Source organism: Leisingera sp. ABD4_442 (assembly GCF_056160905.1).
This window is the reverse complement of record NZ_JBSWYB010000002.1, coordinates 251,185-274,889: the sequence shown is the minus strand read 5'-3', so window position 1 is coordinate 274,889 and position 23,705 is coordinate 251,185. Positions and strand designations below refer to the sequence as shown.

General features: G+C 63.1%; 22 protein-coding genes and 1 tRNA gene. 11 read left to right on the top strand and 12 right to left on the bottom strand.

Translation table 11 applies throughout. The annotated features are described in order from the left end of the window. Nucleotides 1–19: 19 nt before the first annotated feature. The 7 genes from leuC (at nt 20) to ACXAHG_RS03275 (ending at nt 6,599) form a co-directional block, all read left to right on the top strand. On the top strand, nt 20–1,423 hold the full coding sequence (gene leuC, locus ACXAHG_RS03305) for a 3-isopropylmalate dehydratase large subunit (protein WP_475055850.1): 1,404 nt from the start codon (nt 20–22) through the stop codon (nt 1,421–1,423). 16 nt (nt 1,424–1,439) lie between these two features. After that, entirely contained in the window at nt 1,440–2,267 is an 828-nt protein-coding gene (locus ACXAHG_RS03300; protein WP_475055849.1) for a glycosyltransferase family 32 protein, read from the top strand. Continuing rightward, nucleotides 2,267–2,872: a 3-isopropylmalate dehydratase small subunit gene (leuD, locus tag ACXAHG_RS03295; protein ID WP_475055847.1), complete on the top strand. Its 606-nt coding sequence runs from the start codon at nt 2,267–2,269 to the stop codon at nt 2,870–2,872. The genes ACXAHG_RS03300 and leuD overlap by 1 nt, the downstream gene beginning before the upstream one ends. A 370-nt stretch (nt 2,873–3,242) precedes the next feature. Beyond that, nucleotides 3,243–4,079, top strand: a complete 837-nt coding sequence (locus ACXAHG_RS03290) for a hypothetical protein (RefSeq protein ID WP_475055846.1) — start codon at nt 3,243–3,245, stop codon at nt 4,077–4,079. Beyond that, nucleotides 4,076–5,119, top strand: coding sequence for an endonuclease/exonuclease/phosphatase family protein (locus ACXAHG_RS03285; protein WP_475055845.1), 1,044 nt, complete (start codon nt 4,076–4,078; stop codon nt 5,117–5,119). Before ACXAHG_RS03290 ends, ACXAHG_RS03285 begins: the two co-directional genes overlap by 4 nt. Before the next feature lie 125 nt (nt 5,120–5,244). Continuing rightward, a complete protein-coding gene (gene leuB, locus ACXAHG_RS03280) occupies nt 5,245–6,348 on the top strand; it encodes a 3-isopropylmalate dehydrogenase (protein WP_475040964.1) in 1,104 nt (367 codons plus the stop codon). 174 nt (nt 6,349–6,522) lie between these two features. Continuing rightward, a tRNA-Pro gene (locus ACXAHG_RS03275) sits at nt 6,523–6,599 on the top strand. Nucleotides 6,600–6,701: 102 nt separating this feature from the next. Here the strand turns inward: ACXAHG_RS03275 and ACXAHG_RS03270 are convergent. Then, entirely contained in the window at nt 6,702–9,083 is a 2,382-nt protein-coding gene (locus tag ACXAHG_RS03270) for a transketolase (RefSeq protein ID WP_475055843.1), read from the bottom strand. A 10-nt stretch (nt 9,084–9,093) separates the two neighbouring features. Next, a complete protein-coding gene (locus ACXAHG_RS03265) occupies nt 9,094–10,296 on the bottom strand; it encodes a methionine gamma-lyase (protein ID WP_475055841.1) in 1,203 nt (400 codons plus the stop codon). Between the two features lie 115 nt (nt 10,297–10,411). On the opposite strand from ACXAHG_RS03265, the gene ACXAHG_RS03260 reads away from it, so the two are divergent. Continuing rightward, complete coding sequence (locus ACXAHG_RS03260; RefSeq protein WP_475055839.1) at nt 10,412–10,870, top strand: Lrp/AsnC family transcriptional regulator; 459 nt, start codon at nt 10,412–10,414, stop codon at nt 10,868–10,870. Between the two features lie 24 nt (nt 10,871–10,894). Here the strand turns inward: ACXAHG_RS03260 and ACXAHG_RS03255 are convergent, their stop codons facing one another. The 10 genes from ACXAHG_RS03255 to ACXAHG_RS03210 form a co-directional block, all read right to left on the bottom strand. After that, complete coding sequence (locus ACXAHG_RS03255; RefSeq protein WP_475040955.1) at nt 10,895–11,815, bottom strand: LysR family transcriptional regulator; 921 nt, start codon at nt 11,813–11,815, stop codon at nt 10,895–10,897. A gap of 14 nt (nt 11,816–11,829) precedes the next feature. Then, entirely contained in the window at nt 11,830–12,873 is a 1,044-nt protein-coding gene (locus ACXAHG_RS03250; protein ID WP_475055837.1) for an ABC transporter ATP-binding protein, read from the bottom strand. After that, entirely contained in the window at nt 12,870–13,865 is a 996-nt protein-coding gene (locus ACXAHG_RS03245) for an ABC transporter ATP-binding protein (RefSeq protein ID WP_475040952.1), read from the bottom strand. The genes ACXAHG_RS03250 and ACXAHG_RS03245 overlap by 4 nt, the downstream gene beginning before the upstream one ends. A gap of 4 nt (nt 13,866–13,869) precedes the next feature. After that, nucleotides 13,870–14,820 carry an ABC transporter permease gene (locus ACXAHG_RS03240; RefSeq protein WP_475040951.1) on the bottom strand — a complete coding sequence of 317 codons (951 nt, stop codon included), beginning with the start codon at nt 14,818–14,820 and terminating at the stop codon, nt 13,870–13,872. Then, on the bottom strand, nt 14,817–15,797 hold the full coding sequence (locus tag ACXAHG_RS03235) for an ABC transporter permease (protein WP_475040949.1): 981 nt from the start codon (nt 15,795–15,797) through the stop codon (nt 14,817–14,819). The genes ACXAHG_RS03240 and ACXAHG_RS03235 overlap by 4 nt, the downstream gene beginning before the upstream one ends. Nucleotides 15,798–15,943: 146 nt before the next feature. Continuing rightward, nucleotides 15,944–17,503 carry an ABC transporter substrate-binding protein gene (locus ACXAHG_RS03230; protein WP_475040948.1) on the bottom strand — a complete coding sequence of 520 codons (1,560 nt, stop codon included), beginning with the start codon at nt 17,501–17,503 and terminating at the stop codon, nt 15,944–15,946. 261 nt (nt 17,504–17,764) lie between these two features. Beyond that, on the bottom strand, nt 17,765–17,896 hold the full coding sequence (locus ACXAHG_RS03225; RefSeq protein WP_475055835.1) for a hypothetical protein: 132 nt from the start codon (nt 17,894–17,896) through the stop codon (nt 17,765–17,767). 55 nt (nt 17,897–17,951) lie between these two features. Next, entirely contained in the window at nt 17,952–18,710 is a 759-nt protein-coding gene (locus ACXAHG_RS03220; protein WP_475055833.1) for a gamma-glutamyl-gamma-aminobutyrate hydrolase family protein, read from the bottom strand. Nucleotides 18,711–18,790: 80 nt separating this feature from the next. Beyond that, nucleotides 18,791–19,765: an amino acid ABC transporter permease gene (locus tag ACXAHG_RS03215; RefSeq protein ID WP_475055831.1), complete on the bottom strand. Its 975-nt coding sequence runs from the start codon at nt 19,763–19,765 to the stop codon at nt 18,791–18,793. A 9-nt stretch (nt 19,766–19,774) separates the two neighbouring features. Further along, nucleotides 19,775–20,602, bottom strand: coding sequence for a transporter substrate-binding domain-containing protein (locus ACXAHG_RS03210; protein WP_475055829.1), 828 nt, complete (start codon nt 20,600–20,602; stop codon nt 19,775–19,777). 111 nt (nt 20,603–20,713) lie between these two features. On the opposite strand from ACXAHG_RS03210, the gene ACXAHG_RS03205 reads away from it, so the two are divergent. From ACXAHG_RS03205 to ACXAHG_RS03195, 3 genes are all read left to right on the top strand, one after another. Next, a complete protein-coding gene (locus tag ACXAHG_RS03205; RefSeq protein WP_475055827.1) occupies nt 20,714–21,709 on the top strand; it encodes a LysR substrate-binding domain-containing protein in 996 nt (331 codons plus the stop codon). A gap of 118 nt (nt 21,710–21,827) precedes the next feature. Continuing rightward, entirely contained in the window at nt 21,828–22,892 is a 1,065-nt protein-coding gene (locus ACXAHG_RS03200; protein WP_475055825.1) for a GSCFA domain-containing protein, read from the top strand. Next, nucleotides 22,889–23,650, top strand: a complete 762-nt coding sequence (locus ACXAHG_RS03195) for a hypothetical protein (protein ID WP_475055824.1) — start codon at nt 22,889–22,891, stop codon at nt 23,648–23,650. Before ACXAHG_RS03200 ends, ACXAHG_RS03195 begins: the two co-directional genes overlap by 4 nt. Nucleotides 23,651–23,705 lie beyond the last annotated feature (55 nt).

The window sequence follows — 23,705 nt, the reverse complement described above, 5'->3', positions numbered from 1 at the left end:
ACATCACGGGAGAGGACCCATGTCCCCCAAGACACTCTATGACAAGATCTGGGATGCGCATGTTGCGCATGAAGCAGAGGACGGCACCAGCCTGCTCTATATCGACCGCCACCTGGTCCACGAAGTGACCAGCCCGCAGGCGTTCGAAGGCCTGCGCATGGCCGGCCGCAAGGTGCACGCGCCCGAAAAGACCATCGCGGTGCCGGACCACAATGTGCCGACCACGCTCGACCGCGCCAAAGGCATCGAGAACGAGGAAAGCCGCATCCAGGTGGAGGCGCTCGACAAGAACGCCAAGGAATTCGGCGTGCATTACTACCCGGTGGATGACGTCCGCCAGGGCATCGTGCACATCGTCGGCCCGGAACAGGGCTGGACCCTACCCGGCATGACCGTGGTTTGCGGCGACAGCCACACCGCCACCCACGGCGCCTTCGGCGCGCTGGCGCATGGCATCGGCACCTCCGAAGTGGAGCACGTGCTGGCCACCCAGACGCTGATCCAGAAGAAGTCCAAGAACATGAAGGTGGAGATCACCGGCAAGCTGAAGCCGGGCGTCACCGCCAAGGACATCACCCTGGCAGTGATCGGCGAGACCGGCACCGCCGGCGGTACCGGTTATGTCATCGAATACTGCGGCGAAGCGATCCGCGATCTGTCGATGGAAGGCCGGATGACTGTCTGCAACATGGCGATCGAAGGCGGCGCCCGCGCGGGCCTGATCGCACCGGACGAGACCACCTTTGAATACGTCAAAGGCCGCCCGCACGCCCCGAAAGGCGCCCAGTGGGAAGCCGCGCTGAACTGGTGGAAAACCCTGTTTACCGACGAGGGAGCGCATTTCGACAAGGTCGTCACCCTGAAGGGCGAAGACATCGAGCCGGTCGTGACCTGGGGCACCAGCCCTGAGGACGTGCTGCCGATCACCGGCGTGGTGCCGAACCCCGAAGACTTCTCCGGCGGCAAGGTCGAAGCAGCCCGCCGCTCGATCGAGTACATGGGTCTGACCCCCGGCCAGAAGCTCACCGACATCGAGATCGATACCGTGTTCATCGGCTCCTGCACCAACGGCCGCATCGAAGACCTGCGCGCCGTGGCAGACGTGGTGAAGGGCAAGAAGATCAAGGAAGGCATGCGCGCCATGATCGTTCCGGGCTCTGGCCTGGTGCGGGCGCAGGCTGAGGAAGAAGGCCTGGCCGAGATCTTTGAAGCCGCCGGTTTCGAGTGGCGCCTTGCGGGCTGCTCCATGTGTCTGGCGATGAACCCTGACCAGCTGGCCCCGGAAGAGCGTTGCGCCGCAACCTCGAACCGGAACTTCGAAGGCCGCCAGGGCTACAAGGGCCGCACCCATCTGGTGTCGCCTGCAATGGCCGCCGCCGCTGCCTTGACCGGCAAGCTGACGGATGTGCGTGAGCTGATCTGAACCTGAGGGGCCAACGATGCCGTCCAGCCCTTCCCTTCCCGCGGTCGCAAGCCTGTGGATCGGTGACAGCCTGAACTGGCTGCACGAACTGTCTTTGGCCAGTTTCGTGCAGCGCGGCCACGAGGTTGTGCTGTTCCACACCGGGCCTGCGGCGCCGCCGATTCCGGCAGGTGTGCGCACCTGCCCGGCGGCGGAAATCTGGGATCCTGCCTTGGCAGGGCACGGGGAGGCACCGGCCTCGATGCTGTCGGATCTGTTCCGTCTTTACCTGCTGAAGAAGACGGACATGATCTGGATCGACACCGATATGATCTGCTGCCGGCCGTTGCCGGACGCGGACTATCATGTGGGCTATGAGCCGACACGGTCGATCAATGGCGCGGTGCTGCGGCTGCCGAAAGGCTCCGCAACGCTGAACCATCTGCTGGACTGGTTCGAGGACCCCGGGTTCGTGCCGCCCTGGCTGGGCCGCAAGATCCGCAAGGAAGTGGAAGCCGCGCCGCCCGGCAAGCGCCTGCTGACAGCCTTCGAGCTGCAGCGCCCGTCGCTTGGCCCCCGTGCGCTTGACTATACGCTGAACCTGACCGGAGAGGTCGAGCACGTGCGCGAGCCGGAAGTCTTCTATCCGATCCGCGGTGTTCTGACCGACGTGCTGTTCAGCGGCAGCTGCCAGGAAGACGGCTGGCTGACCGAAAACACGCTGGCCGTTCATCTCTATGCATCCATGGTGCGCCGATACCACAAGGCGCACCGGCCCGAAAAACACAGCTTCATCGCACGCCATGCGCAGGAGATCGGCTTTGATCTCAGCGGTTTGAAGCACCAGAAACAAGGAAACGAGTAATGGAAAAGTTCGAGAAACTGCAGGGTATCGCAGCCCCGATGCCGCTGGTGAACATCGACACCGACATGATCATCCCCAAGGTGTTCCTGAAGTCCATCCAGCGCACCGGCTTTGGCAAGAACCTGTTCGACGAGATGCGCTATAATCGCGACGGCACCGAGATCGGGGATTTCGTCTTGAACAAGCCGCAGTACCGCAACGCCGAGATCCTGGTGGCGGGCGACAATTTCGGCTGCGGCTCCTCGCGCGAGCACGCACCGTGGGCGATTGCCGATTTCGGCATCAAGTGCATCATTTCGACCTCTTTCGCCGACATTTTCTTCAACAACAGCTTCAAAAACGGCATCCTGCCGATCGTGTTGCCGCAGGAGCAGGTCGACATTCTGATGGCCGACGCGGAGAAGGGCGAAAACGCCCGCATGACCGTGGACCTGGAAGCGCAGGAGATTACCACTTCCGACGGCGAAGTGATCCCGTTCGAAGTGGATGCATTTAAGAAGCACTGCCTGCTGAACGGTCTCGATGACATCGGCCTGACCATGGAAAAGGCCGACTCGATCAAGTCGTTCGAGGACAAGGCCGCGCAGGAGCGCCCCTGGGTCTGATCCCGCGGCCTTGGCTGAAACACGTGAAAACCGCCCTGCCCCGGGCGGTTTTCTTTTGCCTGCCAGATTCGCGCCGCATTTCCGCCGCAATTCGCTGCCGGCGCCAGCCTTGTGCGCCTCGCGCGCAGGCACACATCATCTAGTGGCCTCACGGTCAACGCCCTCAAATTCAACCAAAACCCTGATGCAATCCGGCACCAGTGCGGCGAAGAAAGTGGCCGCGCACCGGGCGGCGCCTCTTGAGCGGAAAGCCGCCTGCCTGCCACAATGGGGCAAAAATGAGGCAGAGCGCCCCGGACCACTTTCCCGGGGGGCTTCAAATCCGGACAAAGAGGCAAAACGCCCGCGCTGGTTTGAAGGGATTAAGGACGTGTTTGCACGCATCACAGGCGCGGTGTTCCGCGGCATACTGGTGGCCATGCTGTTTGCGATGCCGACGCTGATTCTGCCGGCATCCGCCACCGAGGCGCCGGAAATCATCCTGTTCATCGCACTTTTGGGCTCGGCCTTGGCCTTTACCGAGTATTACTCGCATTTCCCGAGCTTCGTGGAGTTCCGCAACGCGCCGCCGATCAACCGGATGCGGTTTGCCGCGGCTGCCGCCACCGTTGGCGCGCTGAGCCTGCTGGCCGCGCATCCGCTGGCACCAACCGGGCTGACAGCCCTGGTGCAGCGGCTGGGCAGCTGGCTGGGCGGCCAGCTCGACTTTGCCTATTCGCCGGTGCAGCTGACAGTGCTGATGATGCCGCCGCAAGTGCCGGAGGCGGTGGTGCTGTTGGTGCGCGATGCCGCCGGGCTGGCCTGCGCGATTGCCGGAACCGCGATTGCCGTCTTTGCGCTGGTGATCCGGGTCGGCCATTGGCCGGTAGGCAACGGCGCCTTCAACGTTTGGGTCAACCTGCCGCTGTTCGATCCCACCACCGGCGGCGATGTGGTGCAGCGGCTGCAGCGCGACGGGCGGGTCAACATCGTTGGCGGCGTGTTGCTGCCCTTCATTCTTCCCGCTGCGGTCAAGCTGGCCTCGGGCCTGGTGGACCCCAGCATGCTGGCCGCCCCGCATATGCTGATCTGGGTGATCAGCGCCTGGGCGCTGGTGCCGGCCTCGATGATCATGCGCGGCATGGCCATGCTGCGCATTGCCGGTCTGATCGCGCAAAAGCGCCGCGCCGCCTGCATTGACGCCGACGAGGCGATGCAAACCGCATGAGGCGGCTGGCCGCCGGTCTCCTTCTGGCCCTCGCCGCCGCAGCGGCGCAGGCGCAGCCCCTGCGCATCGCCACTTTCAACACAGAACTGTCGCGTGACGGGCCAGGCCTGCTGCTGCGCGATATCACCCGCGGAACTGATCCGCAGGTTGCTGCAGTGGTGGAGGTGATCGCCGCCGCACAGCCGGATGTGCTGGCGCTGCAAGGCATCGACTGGGATTTCGAGGGCCGGACGCTGGCGGCGCTGGCCTCACGGCTGGCGGATCAGGGGCTGGACTACCCTTACCTTGTCGCGCTGCAGCCGAACTCCGGCCTGCCGCCGCCAGAGCCGCTGGACCTGGATGGCAACGGCAAGGCTGGTGAGCCGCGCGACAATCAGGGATACGGGCGGTTCCGCGGCCAGGGCGGCATTGCACTGCTGTCCCGGCTGCCGGTGGACCGGGACGGTATCCGCGATTTCTCGGGGCTGTTGTGGCGGGACCTGCCCGGCGCGCGGCTGCCGCAGCACCCGGACGGCAGCCCCTTCCCTTCCCCCGAGGCGCAGGCGGTGCAGCGTCTGTCTGCAACGGCCCATTGGCTGGTGCCGCTGGAACTGCCGGACAAAAGCCGCCTGAATATCCTGACCTTCCACTCTGCGCCGCCGCTGTTCGACGGGCCGGAGGACCGCAACGGCAGGCGCAATCACGACGAAATCCGCCTGTGGCAGCTGTTGCTGAATGGCGCAATTGGCGCGGCACCTGAACCACCATTTGTCATTGCGGGCGACGCCAATCTCGACCCGGAACGCGGCGAAGGGCGCAGAGAAGCGATCCGCAGCCTGCTAGCGGATCCCCGCCTGCAGGATCCTTTGCCGCAGAGCCCCGAAGCAGGCACCGCCACGGTGGAATGGCAAAGCGCGGGCCGTATGCGGGTGGACTATGTGCTGCCTTCCGCCGGGCTGACCGTGACTGGCAGCGGCGTGGTCTGGCCGGGCGGCCAGGAAACCCCCGCGGCAACCGCCAGCCGGCACCGCCTGGTCTGGGTCGATTTATTGCTGGAGTGACCCGGCCGGCGGCACCTTCATTGCGCAGGTAAATCCCCCGCATTCCCCTTTATTTCCAAGGGGTGTTATTGACCCTGCCCCGCTGTCCCGCTACGCCCTTGCCAGCTGTTTTTAGGAGGATCCCCATGCCCAACCCATCGATTCTGATTCTGCCCGGCGACGGGATCGGTCCCGAAGTCATGACCGAGGTGCGCAAGATCATCACCTGGTTCGGCGGTAAGCGCGGCCTGCAGTTCGATGTGAGCGAGGATCTGGTCGGCGGCGCTGCCTATGACAAGCATGGCAAGCCGCTGGCGGATGAGACCATGGCCAAGGCGCAGGACGTGGACGCGGTGCTGCTCGGCGCCGTCGGCGGCCCGGCCTATGACGACCTGGACTTCTCGGTGAAGCCCGAGCGCGGCCTCTTGCGCCTGCGCAAGGAGATGGACCTTTATTCGAACCTGCGCCCGGCGCAGTGCTTTGACGCGCTGGCGGATTTCTCCTCGCTGAAAAAGGACATCGTTGCCGGTCTGGATATCATGATCGTGCGCGAGCTGACCTCCGGCGTCTACTTCGGCGAGCCGCGCGGCATTTTCGAGGAAGGCAATGAGCGCGTCGGCATCAACACCCAGCGTTATACTGAGAGCGAGATCGAGCGTGCCGCACGTTCCGCGTTTGAGCTGGCCATGCGCCGGAACAAGAAGGTCTGCTCGATGGAGAAGGCCAACGTGATGGAATCGGGCATCCTGTGGCGCGAAGTCGTCACCCGCGTTGCCGCCGATTACCCCGAGGTCGAGCTGTCCCACATGTATGCGGACAACGGCGCGATGCAGCTGGTGCGCGCGCCCAAGCAGTTCGACGTGATTCTGACCGACAACCTGTTCGGCGACATCCTGTCCGACTGCGCCGCAATGCTGACCGGCAGTTTGGGCATGCTGCCCTCCGCCTCCCTCGGCGCACCGATGGAAAACGGCCGCCCCAAGGCGCTCTATGAGCCCGTGCATGGCTCCGCCCCCGACATCGCGGGCCAGGGCAAGGCCAACCCGATCGCCTGCATCCTGAGCTTTGCCATGGCGCTGCGCTACAGCTTCGACCAGGGCGCCGAGGCTGACCGCCTGGAAGCCGCGGTCGAGAAGGTGCTGGCCGACGGTGTGCGCACCGCGGACCTGCTGGCGAGCGAAGGCGTGGAGCCGGTTTCCACCAGTCAGATGGGCGATGCAGTGATTGCCGCATTGGACGCAAGCCTCTGATTTTTAAGCCGCTAATCAGTAAAATCCCAAGCCCCGCCCGGCCGCCGGCGCGGGGCTTTTGCGTGTCTGCGGCGTCTTGGTCGGCGGTGCTGAAAAGAATCCCCGAAAACCGCATCTTTCTGTGGAATCGCCCTTGTCAAACCCCGCGCCCTGAGCTATTTCGCCCTCCACGGTCGGAGTGTAGCTCAGCCTGGTAGAGCACTGTCTTCGGGAGGCAGGGGTCGGAGGTTCGAATCCTCTCACTCCGACCAATAAAACAAGGCGCCCTAGGGCGCCTTTTTTGTTTTTACGATGATCAGAGAACCAGTGGCCATTCCTGCCGGAACAGAATGCCCCGGCAGATGGTCAGGCCCTTAGAACTGCGCGGCACTGCTTACCCGTTTCCCGGCAGTCAGCCCGTTGACCTTGGCAACGATTGCCGCGGCTTCAAGCCCGTGGTGGCGGTAAAGGTCGCCAATGGTGCCGGTCTGGCCGAAATGCTCCACCCCCAGGGGTACGGTCTGATGGCCCGCAACCCCGCCCAGCCAGGCCAGCGTCGCCGGGTGGCCGTCGATCACGGTGATCACCTTGCAATGCGGCGGCAGGCCGCCCATCAGCGTCTCGATATGCGATTGCGCAGCGGCGTTGCCGCGTGAGCGCGCCCGCTGCGCCGCGGTCCAGCCCGCGTTCAGCCGGTCGGCAGAGGTGACGGCGAGCACGCCCACGTCGCGGCGGCTTTCACCGATGATGCCCGCGGCCTTGATCGCCTCAGGCGCAACCGCGCCTTGGTAAGCGATCACCACATCGCAGTTCGGCCCCGGCTTGCGCAGCCAGTAGCCGCCGTCGATGGCGCCCTGGCGGAAGTCCTCGTCGGCGCGCTTTCCGGGCTGCTCCATCGGGCTGGTGGTGAGGCGCAGATAGACCGATCCGCCGGTCTCGTCGCGCAGCCAGGTGCGCTCATCCGGGTCGCCCTCGCCGTCACGCTGCAGGTAGTCGAAGGCCCATTCCATGATCACTGCCAGCTCATCGGCAAAGGCAGGCTCAAACGCCGCCAGCCCGTCCTGCGACATGCCGATGAGCGGCGTGCCGATGGACTGATGCGCGCCGCCTTCAGGCGCCAGCGTCACTCCGGAGGGGGTGCCGACGATCATGAAACGCGCATCCTGATAGCAGGCATAGTTCAGCGCATCGAGACCGCGGCAGACAAAGGGGTCGTAAACCGTTCCAATGGGGATCACCCGCTTGCCAAACAGCGAATGCGACAACCCAGCAGCACCCAAAAGCAGGAACAGGTTCATCTCGGCGATACCCAGTTCCACGTGCTGGCCTTCAGGGGCAAAGTTCCATTTTGCAGTCGACGGGATGCGGTGCTCGATGAAGGCATCCCTTTGCACTTCCCGGGCAAACAGCTTGCGCCGGTTGACCCATGGCCCCAGCCCGGTGGTGCCGGTCACATCGGGCGAGGTGGTCAGGATCCGCGCCGCCAGCTCGCTGTCCCCCTTGGACAGATCATCGAGGATCTTGCCAAAGGCCATCTGGGTGGAGATTTCGCGGGAGGTATCAATCGCAATCGCCGGCACCGGCAGCGGCGCGTCGAAATGACGGCGCGGGCCTTCGGCAAAGAACGGCACCTGGCAAAGAAAGCCTTGCAGCGCGGCGGGGTCGGAGACGGTCGCGAAAGGCTCCCACTCCTCCCCTGCAGCGACGCCCATATGGGCCTGCCAGTCCGCCATCTGCGCCTTGGTCATCAGCCCGCCGTGGTTGTCCTTGTGGCCGGCAATCGGCGTGCCCCAGCCTTTGACCGTATAAGCCAGGAAGCAGACCGGGCGGTCGTGGCCGATGGATGCGAAAGTGTCCGCCATCGTCTCCACGCAGTTGCCGCCGAGGTTTTCCATCAGCTCGGCCAGCTCATCATCGCTGCGCCTGCCAATCAGCGCACTGACCTCCCCCTGGTCGCCCAGGTCATCCATCAGGTGCTGCCGCCAGACCGCCCCGCCCATGTAGGTGAGCGCGGAATACTGCTGGTTCGGGCAGGCGTCGATCCACACGCGCAAGCGCTCGCCGCCCGGCTCCTCGAACGCGGCACGCTGCAGCGCACCGTATTTCACCCGCACCACGTCCCAGCCGAAGGCGTCAAAGATCTTCTCGATCCGCTCAAATAGGCCCTCGCGGACGATGCCGTCCAGCGACTGACGGTTGTAGTCGATGATCCACCAAGTGTTGCGAAGGTCGTTCTTCCATCCTTCCTGCAGCACCTCGTAGATGTTGCCCTCGTCCAGTTCGGCGTCACCCGCCAGCGCCACCATGCGGCCGGTGCGGGCGTCCTTGCCCCAGTCCTTGGCGGTGATGAAATCCTGCACCATCGAGGCCAGCGCGGTGATCCCGACGCCAAGGCCGACAGAGCCGGTGGAGAAATCCACGTCATCCACGTCCTTGGTGCGGCTGGGGTAACTTTGCACCCCGCCAAAGCCGCGGAAGTTCTCCATCTTCTCGCGCGTCTGGTTGCCCATCAGGTACTGCATCGCGTGGAAGACGGGCGAGGCATGCGGTTTCACTGCCACCCGGTCGCCGGGCTTTAGCGCCGAGAAATAGAGCCCCGTCATGATCGACACCATCGACGCCGAAGACGCCTGGTGCCCCCCGATCTTGATCCCGTCCGCCTTGGGGCGGATGTGGTTCGCGTTGTGGATCATCCAATGCGACAGCCACAAGAGCCGCTGTTCGATGGTCTTGAGGTGGGTCAGATCGGGGCGCATGGCTCTCTCCTTACTCGGCGGCGTGCTGCACGGGGGCAGGCAAAGCCTGTTCCAGATCGGCCAGGATGTCGGCCGCATCCTCCAGCCCCACCGACAGGCGGATCAGCCCGTCGCTGATGCCGTGCTCCGCGCGCTCTTCCGGGGTGTAGGTCGAATGGGTCATTGAGGCCGGATGCTGGATCAGGGTTTCCGCATCGCCTAGCGACACCGCGCGCTGGATCATCTGCAGCCCGTTCATGAAGGCGATGCCGCCCTGCAGGCCGCCCTCGACCTCAAAGGCGATCATGGCGCCGGGTTTTGCCATCTGGCGCTTGGCGACATCCGCCTGGGCAAAGCTCTCGTGCCCCGGGAAGGAAACCGATTTCACCGCGGGGTGAGCGGCCAGATAGTCCGCCACGGTCTCGGCGGAGGCGCAATGACGGTCCATCCGCAGCGCCAGGGTTTTGAGGCCGCGCAGGATCAGCATGGCGTTGAAGGGCGCCATCACTGCGCCGGTCATGTCCTTCATGCCGACGAGGCGGATTTCACCGATCTGCTCAGCGGTGCCAACAACCAGCCCCGCCACCACATCGCCATGGCCGCCTAGGTATTTGGTGGCGGAATGCAGCACGATATCGGCGCCCAGCTCAATCGGGCGGGTCAGGTAGGGGGTGGCATAGGTGTTGTCGACCACCACCTGCGCGCCTGCGGCATGGGCGATTTCCGCGGCCGCGGCGATGTCCACCAGACGCATGTTCGGGTTGGCCGGGGTCTCGAAATACACCACGCGGGTTTTATCCGAGACAGCGGCGCGCAGGTTTTCCATGTCGGTCATGTCGACATGAGTAATGGTGACGCCCCATTTCGCCAGCCCGTGGCGCATGAAGGCAAAGGTGCAGCCATAAAGCGTCTTGTCCACGATCACTTCGTCACCTGGGCTGAGAAGCGTCCACAGAACCGCGGTGATCGCCCCCATGCCGCTGCTAAGCGCAAGGCCCGCCTCCGCGCCTTCCAGCGTGGCGATCCGCTGCTCCAGCAGGTCGCAGGTCGGGTTGGAGATCCGGCTGTAGATATGGCCCTGGCGCTCGCCCGCGAACATCTCGCCGCCGGCCTCAGCGGTCTCAAATGTGAAGGTGGAGGTCAGGTGCAGCGGCGGCGTCAATGCGCCTTCGTTGTCCTGCGGGTCATAAGCGTGGTGGATGGCACGGGTGGCAAAGCCGCCGGAGGTTTTCATGGGATGCTCCTGTCTGTTGCTGCAGGCATCATCCGACTGTTTCACAGGCAATGGATTGCGAAGTATTTCCAAGCTGGTATTGATATTGGCAGATTCTGCCAAACGAGGGCGCAATATGGACAGCAAGGACCGCCAGATCATCCGCGCCCTGCAGCGGGACGGCCGGATGACCAACCAGGACCTGGCGGAGGCCGTGAGTCTCTCCCCCTCCCCCTGCCTGCGCCGGGTGCGCAATCTGGAAGCGCAAGGGGTGATCCAGGGCTACAGCGCGGTAGTTGATGCCAAATCCTATGGGCTGCCGATCACCGTTTTTGTCCGCATCAAGCTGGAGCGGCATAATGAAACCGATGTGCAGAACTTTGAGCGCAAGATGCAGCTGATCGACGAGGTGCTGGAATGCCACGTGCTGACCGGCGCGATGGATTACCAGCTGCGGGTGCTGGTGCCGGACCTGGAGGCTTATGAGGAGTTCATCCGCAACCGCATTCATCCGGTTGGCGGCATTGCCTCCATCGACACCAGTTTTGTCTATGGAACAGTCAAGCGGACGGCAGTGTTCCCCCCGGCCCGGTGATACGGTTGTGTGCCGCCCCCCGCGTCAGGCGCCTTCCAAGGCAGAGCTTTTCAACTGTTTCCACAGTACATCCAGCGTCTGCTTTGTGCTGCGCGGATCGCGGTAGAGGCGGATTTCCAGATCGGTGGCCAGCCGTTCATCCACCACGGCAAACCGGCCCTGCCTGATCTCCTCCCGGCACAGGCTCAGCGGCAGCCAGCCCATGCCGAACCCCTCCTGGATCATCGCCTTGACGCTGTTGGCAAGCGCATTTTGATTGACGACAAACACCTTCTGCGTAGGCAGCAGCTGGGTCAGGGCAAACTCCTGCACCGAACGCAACGCGGAAACTGCGCCATAGGACAGCAGCGGCACCGCGTCCTTGCTCCCGGGTTTAAAGGCGAACTCCGCTGCGCCGTCCGGGCTGGTGCGCGAAACCGGCACATAGCGGTCGGTGGACAGCGTCAGATACTCGAAATTGGCAACCTCCAGCGGCCCCAGGAAATCCATCGACGGGTGCCAGTAGGTCAGGATCACGTCGCAATAGCCCTGCTGCAGCGCGCTGACGAACTGGTCGGCGGCCCAGGAAGTGGAGTTGAGGTCTGTATCCACTCCGCCCTCGCTCGCCAACGGCGCAATCAGCGTCTTGTAATGCGTCATATAGAGCGACTGCGAGGCTGCGAAGCGGATCACGTTTTCACCCGCCGCATCAATCGTCTGGCAGCGTTCGATGGTTTCCTCGTAAGTGCGCAGCATGATGCGGGACTGCGACAGGAACACCTCCCCTGCCGGCGTCAGCGTCAGCGGCAGGGTTTCGCGGTTGATCAGCCGCACGCCGATTTCGTTCTCCAGCGCCCGGATGCGGCGGGAGAAAGCCGGCTGGCTGACATTGCGTTCCTCGGCCGCGCGCGAGAAGTTCTTGCACGCGACCAAAGCCTCGAAATCCTTGAGCCAGATGATGTCCAACTGGGCGTCCCGTCTTAACCGGCGGCCACCGCATCCAGCCTGTCTTCTTCGACAGCATGGCAGGCGACTGTGCTGCCATCGGGCTGGTGAATGGCTTTGGGCTTTTCACTCTTGCATCGTGCGTCCGCAAAGGCGCAGCGGCTTTGGAAGGGGCAGCCTTGCGGCAGGTTGATCGGCGTCGGGATCTCGCCCTTGAGGCGGATGTGGTTCGGCCGGTCGTCCTTGAGCTGCGGCACCGCGGACAGCAAGGCCCGAGTATAGGGGTGTTTGGGATTGGAGAACAGCGTCGCCGTATCCGCAACCTCGCAAACCGACCCAAGGTAAAGCACCGCAACACGGGTGCCGAAATGCTCCACAACGCTCAGATCGTGGGTGATGAACAGATAGGTGAGGCTGCGGCTTTCCTTGGCCTCCAGCATCAGATTCAGCACCTGCGCCTGGATCGACACGTCCAGCGCGCTGATCGGCTCATCCGCGATGATGAATTCCGGATCCACGGTCAGGGCGCGGGCAATCGCGATCCGCTGACGCTGGCCGCCGGAGAATTCATGCGGGTAGCGCTTAGCCCAGCTGGGATCGACACCCACCGACAGCATGACCTCTGTCACCTTGTCGCGCACTTCTGCTGCCGAGGCGCTGGGGTAATGATGGCGCACCGGCTCCTCCAGCGCCTGCCGGATGGTCATGCGCGGGTTAAGGGAGGCATAGGGGTTCTGGAAGATCATCTGGATCTTCTTGCGCAAGGGCTGCATGTCGCCGCGCGACAGGTTGTCGATGCGCTGGCCGCCATAATGGATCTCCCCCGCGCTGGGGGTCAACAGGCCGGCCACCAGGCGTGCAACGGTGGATTTGCCGCAGCCCGATTCCCCCACCACGCACAGCGCCTCACCCTTGCGGGCCTCCAGAGAGATGTTGTTCACAGCATGGACCGAACGGCTCTCGCGAACGATCCTGCCCTTTTTGAACTTGAGCGTTTCCAGGAACCCCTGATCCAGATCGAACCGCTTTTCCAGGTTCTTGATTTCCAAGAGCGGGCGGTCAGTTTTTGCGTCGCTCATGCCCGTGCCTCCTGACGGTCTTCGTCGCTGTGCAGCCGCTGCACCTCATGGCAGGCCACTTCGACCTCGCCGTAATGCACAGAGTCCGGTGTTCTGCTGCGGCAGAGGTCGGTTGCGTATTTGCAGCGCGGGTTGAAGGCGCAGCCCTGGGGGATGCTGGCCAGGCCCGGCATGTTGCCGGGGATCTGCTTCAGCCGCTGGCCCGGCACCGTCTGCTGCGGCAGCGCGTTGATCAGGCCTTGGGTATAGGGGTGCTGCGGGTCGTTGATGATCTCGCGGGTGCGCCCCGCCTCGATGATGCGGCCGGCATACATCACCAGCGTGCGCTCGGTCATCTGGCTGACCACGCCCAGATCGTGGGTGATCAGGATCAGCCCCACCTGGTTGGACTGGCACAGCTCCAGCATCAGCTCCATGATGTCGGCCTGGATGGTCACGTCCAGCGCGGTGGTCGGCTCATCCGCGATGATCAGCTGCGGATCCAAGAGCAGCGCAATCGCGATGATGATCCGCTGGCGCATGCCGCCCGACAGCTCGTGCGGGTATTGCTCCAGGCGTTCCTCCGGCGAGGGGATATAGACCTCGCGCAGCTTGACAATGGCAATCTGGCGCGCCTCTTCGCGGCTCAGCTTGCGGTGTGCCATCAGGGTCTCGATCATCTGCTGGCCGATGGTCAGCACCGGATTGAGCGTCACCATCGGGTCTTGAAAGATCATCGCCATCCGATTGCCGCGCAGATTGCGCAGGCGCTTGTCGTTCATCTGAACAACATCCTCGCCCTCGAACAGGATCTGGCCGTTGTCGATATAGCCCGGGCGGCTCAGCAGGTTCATCAGCGAGAAGCCGGTGATCGACTTGCCGGCGCCGCTTTCGCCGACGATGCCCAGACGCTCGCCCTTGGCCAGGTCGAAGGATATGCCGTTGAGAGCAGTGACCGTCTCATCGCGCATGGCGAATTTGACGGTGAGGTCGCGAACGGAAAGAAGGCTCATCGCGTTACCCCTTGTATAGTTTCGGGTTCAGGACGTCGCGCATCCAGTCGCCCAGCAGGTTGATGACAAGAACCAGCACCACCAGCACCACGCCGGGAATGGCGGTGATCCACCAGCTGCCGGAGAAGATGTAGTCGAAGCCGGAGGAGATCAGCGAGCCCAGCGACGGCTGGCTTGGCGGCATGCCCAGACCCAGGAAGCTGAGCGAGGCTTCGGAAATGATCGCATTGGCGACCTGCACGGTAGAGATCACAAAGATCGGCGACAGCGAATTCGGCAGGATATGCCGCACCATGATCCGCATCGGGCCAAAGCCCAGCACCCGGGCGCTGTCGACATATTCTTTCTTCTTCTCTGCTAGCACAGTGGCGCGCACTGTGCGGGCATACTGCGGCCACTCCGCCACCCCGATCACTGCGATCAGGAACACCACGGCATAGCGGTTGAAGGTGTCAGAGCCGAACATCGCCTGCGTGACCGCCAAAAAGATGATCGCCACCATCAGGGTGGAAAACGACAGCTGGATATCCGCCAACCGCATCAGCAGGCTGTCCAGGCGGCCGCCGACATAGCCGGCGATCAGGCCGATGGAAATGCCAAGGAAGGCCTGCAGTGCCACCGCACAGATGCCGATCAGCAGCGACAGCCGGGTGCCGTACAGAATGGTGGACCACAGGTCGCGGCCCTGGTCGTCGGTGCCCAGTACAAACTCCGGCAGCGCGCCGCTGACCCAAGCCGGCGGGTATTCGGAGTTCATGATGTCGATCTGCGCTGGATCATAGGGATCGTAAGGAGCAATCACCGGCGCCAGGAAGGACGCAAACGCGATCAGCAGGAATACGATCATGCTGACCACCGCCACCGGATTGCGGCGGAAGCTGTAGCCCATGTTGGAATTCCAGGCCTTGGACCAGCGCGAGGGTTCAGATTTCGGGGAAAGCGTTTCGGTGCTCATGCGCCCATCCTCGCAATATTCACGGTCGGGTTCACCAGGCCATAGATCAGGTCGACGATGGTGTTGGTGACCACAAAGATGAAGCCGACAACAATCAGGTAGGCGACGATCAGCGGGGTATCCACGCGGTTCACCGCCTCAAGGAACATGAAGCCCATGCCCGGCCACTGGAACACCGTCTCGGTCAGGATGGTGTAGGCGACCATGGTGCCGATCTGCACGCCGCCCACGGTGATTACCGGCAACAGCGTGTTCTTCAGCGCGTGGACAAAGTAAATGCGCCACGGGTTGATGCCTTTGGCCTTGGCGTATTTCACGTATTCAGATTGCAGCACTTCCATCATTTCGGCGCGGATCAGGCGGACAAACAGCGGCAGCATGATCGAGGCCAGCGCAATCGAGGGCAGGATAATATGCATCCAGCCATCCGCGGTGGCAAAGTTGGTCTGCCAGTAGCCCCAGACCTGCACTGTGTCGCCGCGCCCGTAGGAGGGGAACCAGCCGTATTCCACCGAGAACACAAAGATCATCAGGATGGCGGTCAGGAACACCGGGATCGAGATCCCGATGATCGACAGGCCCATGATGATGCGGCTCAGGATGCTGTCCGGCTTGATCGCGGTATAGACGCCCAGCGGCACCGAAAAGCCGACGATGATCAGCGTCGCGCCGAACACCAGCTCCAGCGTCGCGGGCAGTTTCTTCAAGATCACGTCCAACGCCGGCTCCTTGAAGAAATACGAGGTGCCCAGATCGCCCTGCAGCGCATTGCCTGCGAACCTCAGGTATTGCGTCAGGAAGCTGTCGTTCAGCCCCAGCTCATCGCGCAGCTGCTGGCGCACTTCTTCCGAAACCGACTGCCCGACCAGCTCGCGCAGCGGGTCGCCCAGGTTGCCCTGGATGGCAAAGGCAATCAGCGAGATGACGAACATCACGGCAACCGCCTGAATCACTCGCTTCGCGAGATAGGCAAACATCGTCCTGACCTTTGTAGAGTTTGTTGACAGCGCAGGGCGCCATGTCCGGCTGGACCGCGGATCCTGCAAACACAGCCTTGGCGGCCGCTTGTTATTAAGGTGCCCCGGGCCGGCCGGGGGAGACCGGCCCAGGTCTTTTCAGTGGCTTAGCTGCCGGTTTCGACAACCAGGTCACCGAAATAGGGGAAGTTCAGCGCGTTCACGATATCCGCCGAATTCATGCCGGACTTGGAACCCCACGCCAGGTTCTGCCAATGCAGCGGGATAAAGGCCGCCTCGTTGTACAGGATGGCTTCCAGGTTCTGCAGCAGCTCTGCGCGCTTGGCCGGATCGGTTTCCGCGTTGGCCTGGTTCATCAGCGCGTCCGCTTCCGGGTTGCAGTAGTTGCCGGAGTTGTACTGGCCGTTGCCGGTGGCTTCGTCCGGGCAGGCGGTCAGGAACTGGTGGAAGTTGGCGGAATCTTCGGTATCCGCGTGCCAGCCGATCATCATCATATCCGCTGCGCGCTCGTCGAAGGTCGGCCAGTACTGCGCCTTGGGCATGGTCTGCAGGTCAACCTTGATGTTGATCTGCGCCAGCATGGACGCCACTGCCTGAGCGATCTTGTCGTCGTTCACATAGCGGTTGTTCGGGGCCATCATGGTGATCGAGAAACCATCGGCATAGCCTGCCTCGGCCATCAGCGCCTTGGCTTTTTCCAGATCAAAGCGCGGCGCGAGATCTTCGCTGTAGCCCAGGTAACCGGCCGGGCTTGCCTGTGCGCCGACGGTGCCGAAGCCGCGCATGATGCGGTCAACGATGCCTGCGTTGTTCACGGCATAGTCGATCGCCTTGCGGACGCGGGCGTCCTTGAAGGCCTCGACGCGGTTTTGGTTCATCTGGAAGGTGATGATGCGGGTGCCGGGCATGGTGATCAGGTCAACGCCTTCTGCATCCGCCACGCGCTTCAGGTCGGTCGGCGGAACCGGCGCGATGAAGTCCACGTCGCCGGACAGCAGCGCGGCCACGCGGGTCGGGTCTTCCTTAATCGGGGTCAGCACGATCTTGTCGACGTTGCCGGCGTCTGCGTCCCAGTAGCCATCAAAGCGGTCGAACACCACGCGCACGCCCTGCTCACGCTCGGACACAACGAACGGGCCGGTGCCGGAGACATTGCGCGAGGCAAAGCTGTCGCCGTGCTTGACGATCTCGGACTTGTCTTTGCCGCCATCGGTGGTGCCGGTGTAATAAGCGCTGTCCATCGGGAAGATGTAGGTCGCGGTGTGCAGGACCAGCGGATAAGGCTCCGAAGTCTTGAGATCGAAGGTCATGTCATCCACGACTTCGACATCGGTGAACGGTGCGAAGATGCCTTTGAAGTCGTCGCTTTGCTTCAGGCGGTCAAAGGTCCAGTCGACGTCCTTGGCAGTCAGCGGGTTGCCGCTGTGGAAGGTCACGCCGCTGCGCAGCTTGAAGCGCATGGTGGTGCCGTCGATCTGCTCCCAGCTTTCGGCCAGGCGCGGTTCGAACTGCAGGTCCTGGGTCCAGCGCACCAGCGGGTCAAAGACCATGTGCGACAGCTGCAGCGTGCCGCCGGACAGCTGTTCATGCGGATCCAGCGAGACTGGGTCAGCGTCATAAGCAACGCGCACGGTGGTTTCGGCATAGGCAACCGGTGCCATCGCCACCACCGCAGCAGCCGCCAGGCTTCTGACAAATTTCGTCATAAGGCATACTCCCCTGTGATTATGGCGCAAACGCTATCCTGCGGCGCAGGAACTGTGAAATGCCGATATCGCATAGGGTATGCAGGACGCACATCGGGGCTATGCGCGAATTGAATAGCTTATCCTTTGCAAAGGGTTAGGCGCACCTGCCTTGAAGGGGGGAACAGCCGGGCAATGCACGCCCTCCCTCTGCCTCCGGCTGTTTCTCACCCTGACAGCGCCTGCGGCTCCACGCCCTCGCAGTTACCAGGCCAGTCCAAATCAACCCTTCACGAACAGCCTGCGCGGCACCTGCGGCAGGCATTCCGGCGCATCCGCACCCATGCGGATGCTCTCGGTGATCTCATCGCCCCAATCCTCCATCCACAGGCCGGCCAGGAAGTGATAGGTCATGTTTTCCTGCAGCTGCCGGGCGCGGCCGTGTCCGGGCCGGACGGCAGAAGCGGCATCAACAGTTTTGCAGCGCGGGGGCCTGCGGCCGGGATCCGGCGGCCTTCAAATGGCGGGCAAAATGCCGGAACACCGCCTGCGACACGGATGAGCGCCCAGGGCGGTACTCCGGATGCCATTGCACCCCGAAAACACCGGGGGCAGTTTCGTGCTCAAAGGCCTCCACCAGCCCGTCGTCCGACACCGCAACCACCCTCAGGCCGGCGGCCAGCCTGCCGATCGCCTGCACATGAACCGAATTGACCATCGCATGGCGTTCACCGATTTCCGCGCCCAGCCGGGTTTCCTGGTCCACTTGGACCGCATGCTTGCCGCCGTAGATCACCTCGGGATCCGTGGATTTCTCCAGCGCTGGATGGCTGGGAAACCGGTCCGGCCCGGTGATATCGGCCCGCAGCGTCCCGCCCAGCGCCACGTTGATTTCCTGAAACCCGCGGCACAGGCCCAGCACCGGCATCCCGCGCGCCAGCGCGCCGCTGATCAGGCACAGGGCGGCACGGTCGCGCTGCGGATCAAACGGCCCATGGCTTTGCCGGGTGCCGCTGCCGCCATAGAGCGCCGGGTCCAGATTGGACTGATCACCGGTCAGAATCACCCCGTCGACCCGGTCCAGCACTGCAGAAATCTGCGTCGGCTCCAGCAATGTCGGAACCGGCACCGGCAGCGCCTGGCACCCCTGCAGCACGGCGGTCAGGTACTTGTCGTCGATGGTCTGAGTGGTCAGGCCGGTGTCCGGATCCAGGCCGGAATTTGCCATGACGGCAACCGCCGCAGACGGCTTAGTGCTGTGAAATGTCATCTTGAATGCCTTTGTGAGAGTTTCCGCTGCCGCGCAGATCAGCGTTTCAAGGACTTGCTGTAGTGATCCTCGATCCGCTTCTGCACCAGCTCCAGCAGGATCGACATGCCCCAGTAAACCACCGAAGCGGTGATCAGCATTTCCAGGATCCTGAAGTCTGCGCGGCCGATGGTACGCGCCAGGAACATCATGTCCCAGACACCGACCACACTGACCAGGGAGCTGTCCTTGAGCATGGCGATGAACTGGTTGCCCGTCGGCGGCACGATCACCCGCATAGCCTGCGGCAGAATGACCAGCCGGAAGGTGGCCAGCCGGCTCAGTCCCAGCGCATCTGCCGCCTCCCACTGCCCGGCCGGCAGCGACTGGATGCCGGAGCGGAAGATCTCAGTCATATAGGCGCCATAGACCAGCGACAGCGCCGCAATGGCCGCCGGCACCGGGTCCACGATGATGCCGATCTGCGGAAGTCCCATGTAGATCAGGAACAGCTGCACCAGCAGCGGCGTGCCCCGGAAGTAGGAAGTATAAAATGCCCCGATCCCCTGCAGCACGCCGATCCCGGACAGTTTCGCAACCGCCCCTGCCAGAGCAAAGAAAAAGGCCAGCGTAATCGACACCGCCGACACATAAAGCGTTGTCACTGCCCCCTGGGACAGCAGGTACGGCAGCTTGCTGCCAATGAAGCCAAAGCTGAGGTCAAAGGAGGTGAACAGGAACAGCGCCGCAACCGCCAGCCCGCCCCAGGCCGCATAGGCCTGCTTGGCCCGGTCCAGCCCCAGCAGCGCATAAAATACACCGCCGGATATCAGAAAGGCCATAAAGCCCGCCGAGAACCGGCCCCAGGGCCCAGCCAGGGTTTCCGGCGGCAAGGCGGGCTGCAGCAGCCCGCTCCAGCCGCCGGGTCCGCCCGGCAGCATCAGGGCCAGGCCGAACAGCGGCAGCGCCAGGGCTGCCGCAAACTTCAGCCGTCTCGGCCCGTGGTCGAACCGGGCCTTGAACAAGGTGATCATGCCGCGGCCTTACTTCTGCGACACCAGATCGACGCCGTGCCATTTGGAGGACAGGGCCGCCAGGGTGCCATCCGCCTTCATCTCCTCCACGATGGCAGCCAGCCGGGCATTCAATTCTGCGTCGCCCTTGTCGGTTGCAATCGCCAGCGGTTCAAAGAACACCGGCGCGCCCAGGGGCTTGACCGGCAGGCCGGACTTCACAGCCGCATCCACCACCGGCACCGACTGCAGCACCGCGTGCAGCCGCGCCCCGTCGCCCAGCGCCAGGTCATCAAACTCGTTGATGTCGCCATAGGTCTTGATTTGCGCCGGTGTGACCTCATAGGAGAACTTTGGCATTCCGACCACGTCCAGCTTCAGGTCATGCTCCAGGTAGCGGTAATAGGTCGAGGCCGACACCACCCCGACAACCTTGCCGTTCAGATCCGACAGCTCCTTGGCCTCTGAGGTCTTGTGCACCGCAAAGACCGCCGGGCTGAAATAATAGACCGCCGGGAAATCCAGCACCTCCGCCCGTGCCGTAGTCGGCGTCATCGACCCAACCACCATGTCCCAGCGCCCGGACCAGCGCCCCGCAGTCATCACCTCCCAGCCCGGAGTGACAAACTTCACACCGACCCCCAGCCGTTTTGCGATTTCTTCGGAAACCTCAATATCAAAGCCATCCAGCCGGTTTTCGGCATTCATGAATGAATTCGGCCTGTAATCGGAGTTGGTGCCAACAGTCAGCAGGCCTTTTTCAAGGATCCGGTCCAGCGCTTCACCCGCCTGGGAAGCGCTTCCGATCGGCAGCAGGGCGGCCAGGCCCAGAATGGCGGCCAGAATAGGCTTTTTCATCTTCATCTCCCGGTTCAAATTTCTTGTTTGTTCAATTCATTCAGCACAAACACGCCAAGGCCGCAATTTCACAGAATTGACCCAACCATAGAGGGAATCTATAGATCCGCCATGAGCGTCGCGCACCGATACCTCCCCACCCTGCAGGAATTGCGGTCGCTGGATGCGGTTTCGCGGCTGTGCTCGGTCTCTGCCGCGGCCCGGGAACTGGGGCTGACGCAGCCCACGGTCTCCTATCACATCAAGAAGCTGGAACAGAAATGGGGGGCGCGCCTGTTCCGGCTCAAGGGCAAGACGCTGGAGCCAACGGAAATTCTGCGCTCCATCCTGTTTGAGGTACGCACCGCCACCCATCAGGTTGAGCAGATCGGCCAGCTGCTGGGCACCTATCAGCAGCAAAAGGTCCTGTCTGTCAGCCTGACACCGTCGCTGGCCTCTATTGTCTTGCACGGGCGGCTGGACCGGTTCCTGGACCTGTTTCCTGACATCAATCTCAGGGTGTGCGCCACAAACCGCTTCCAGGATCTGCAGAAGGATCAGATCGACGTCGCTCTCCGGCTTCTGCCCAGAACCGAGGCCGCGGACAGCAGCGCCTGGCAGGACATCATGGTGCCCCTGCCGGACGAGAAGATGCAGGTGGTCTGCGCCCCGGCTTACTGGACCGCCCTGACCGCCGGGCTGCCCCCGGCAAAGCAGGACCCCGCCGCCCTGCTGGCTGAGGCAGAGCTGATTCACGAGGATGAAACCGTCCACTGGTCGAAACTGTTCACCTCCTGCGGCTGCAAATCCGCCAATACCCGGCCGCGGCGGCTGACCTTCAGCAACGCCGACCTGATCCTGCAGGCCGCTGTATCGGGCCGCGGGCTGGCGCTGCTGCGGGAAAGCTACACCGCCGAAGCGCTGGCGGCTGGCGGCCTGATTGCGCTGCCGGGCCTGGAAATGCCTTGCGACCGGGTCTTTCAGTTCGTGGTTTCAGACAGCTCCGGCATGACCTCCACCGCGTTGCAGTTTGTCTCCTGGTTCGGGCAGGAGCTGCGCGCCTTGCCGGCGGCGGCCAGACAGACCGGCAAAAGCGCCCCGCAAAGCGGTACTGAAGCAGCACAGTAGCCGCGGAACCGCCGCTGCGGCCGCTTTGATTTCCGCCGCAAACCGCCTAGGATCATCGCAGGCAACAAAAACGGCGGCACGTTCCAAGTGCCGCGCAAGAGGCAGCAAGGGACAGCCAATGAGCAGATCTCCCTACGAAGACATTCCGGCCCGCGCCTTCTGGCGCAGCGGCGTTGCAGAACAGTATCCGCTGGATATCCAGGATATCTACCGGCGCAAATTCCGCATCCGCCGCGATCAGATTATCGCCACCGCAGGCAGCTGTTTCGCCCAGCATATCGCGCGCAACCTTCGGGCGCGGAAGTTCAACGTGCCGGATTACGAGCCCGCCCCGCGCGGCATGGGCGCAGAGCTGGCGCAGAAATACCAGTTCGGCATCTACAGCTGCCGCTATGGCAATATCTACACCGCCGCACAGCTGCTGCAGCTCGCACGGGAGGCCTTCGGCCATTCGGTTCCAGAAGACCGTGTCTGGGAAAAGGACGGGCGCTATTTCGATGCACAGCGCCCCAATACCGAACCGGGCGGCTTTGCCAGCCCGGCTGAAGTGCTGGCAGCCCGCGAACGCCACCTGGCGCAGGTCCGGCAGATGCTGCTGGAGATGGATATCTTTGTCTTCACATTCGGCCTGACCGAAGCCTGGCTGCACCGCAGCAGCGGCACCGTCTTTCCCACCGCCCCCGGCACCATTGCCGGAACCTTCGATCCGGAGGTTTATGAGTTCAAGAATTTCACCCACTCCGAAACCCTGCAGGATTTCATCCGCTTCAAGCGGCTTTTGAAACGGGAGCGGGCAAAAACCCCGCAGTATATCGTCTCTGTGTCGCCGGTGCCGCTGACGGCGACTGCCACTGGCCAGCATGTTCTGGCGGCTTCCACCTATTCCAAGTCGGTGCTGCGCGGCGTGGCCGGAGAGCTGTTTCAAACCTACCGCGATGTCGACTATTTTCCGTCTTTTGAAATCATCACCGCGCCGGTCACCCGCGGGATGTTCTTTCAGCCCAACCAGCGCAGCGTCAGCGAGGCCGGGGTGAACACCGCCATGCAGGCCTTTTTTGCCCAGCATGATCCCGGCGGCCAAAACCCGCAGGCGCCGCAGGCCGCGCCCGCTCAGGCCACCGCCGGCACCGAAGAGGATGATCTCGTCTGCGAAGAGGTGCTGCTGGAGAGCTTCTCGAAATGACCCGCCGGATCTGCGTTCTGGGCAATTCGCACACTGCCGCGCTCAAAGGCGGCTGGGAAAGCGGCGGCCGTCGCCCCGGCCTGGTGCCGGATTTCTTTGGTGCCCTGTCCAGCGGCATGGCCAGCCTCGCCTTCAGCGATGGCCAGCTGCTGCCGCAGGATCCTGAAGCGGCGGCGTTCTTCCGCAGCATCTCCGGCACCGGCAAGGGCGCTATTGCCGCCGATTACGATGCTTTCCTGCTTTGCGGGATGGGGTTGTTCCCAGTGCCCGTGTTTCAGAACTACAGCCGCTTTGCCACCCCCAGCACCCGCAACAGCGATGCGCCCCACTATGTCAGCGACGCCTGCATCGACGATCTCCTGTGGGACCACATCGGCCGCAGCATGATGTTGCATTGTGCCCGCCTGGTCAGGCAGGTGACGGATGCACCCGTGTTCCTGGCCTGGCAGGCATTCTACGCGGAAACCCTCTTTGACATTGAATGGCGGGCTGCTCAGATGACCCCGATCCTGGAAAACGGCGATCAGCCCTATGTGCTGGCCCGCATGAAAGCAGTTGAAGACCGCCTTGCCGCCGAAGGCTTCCAGATCCTGCACCAGCCGCCGGAAACCCTCGCTCAGGGCATCATGACCCGCGCCGAGTTTTCCCGCGGATCCGTCCTGTTCCGCCAAGAGCTGACCCAGCAGCACCGCGCCAATGATGTCTTTCACATGAACAGCGATTACGGCGCCCGCTGCTGGCAGGCCTGGGACATCTGATTTCCCTGGCTACGTGGCAAACCGCGGGCCGCGCTCCACGCCTCATACTGTCTCT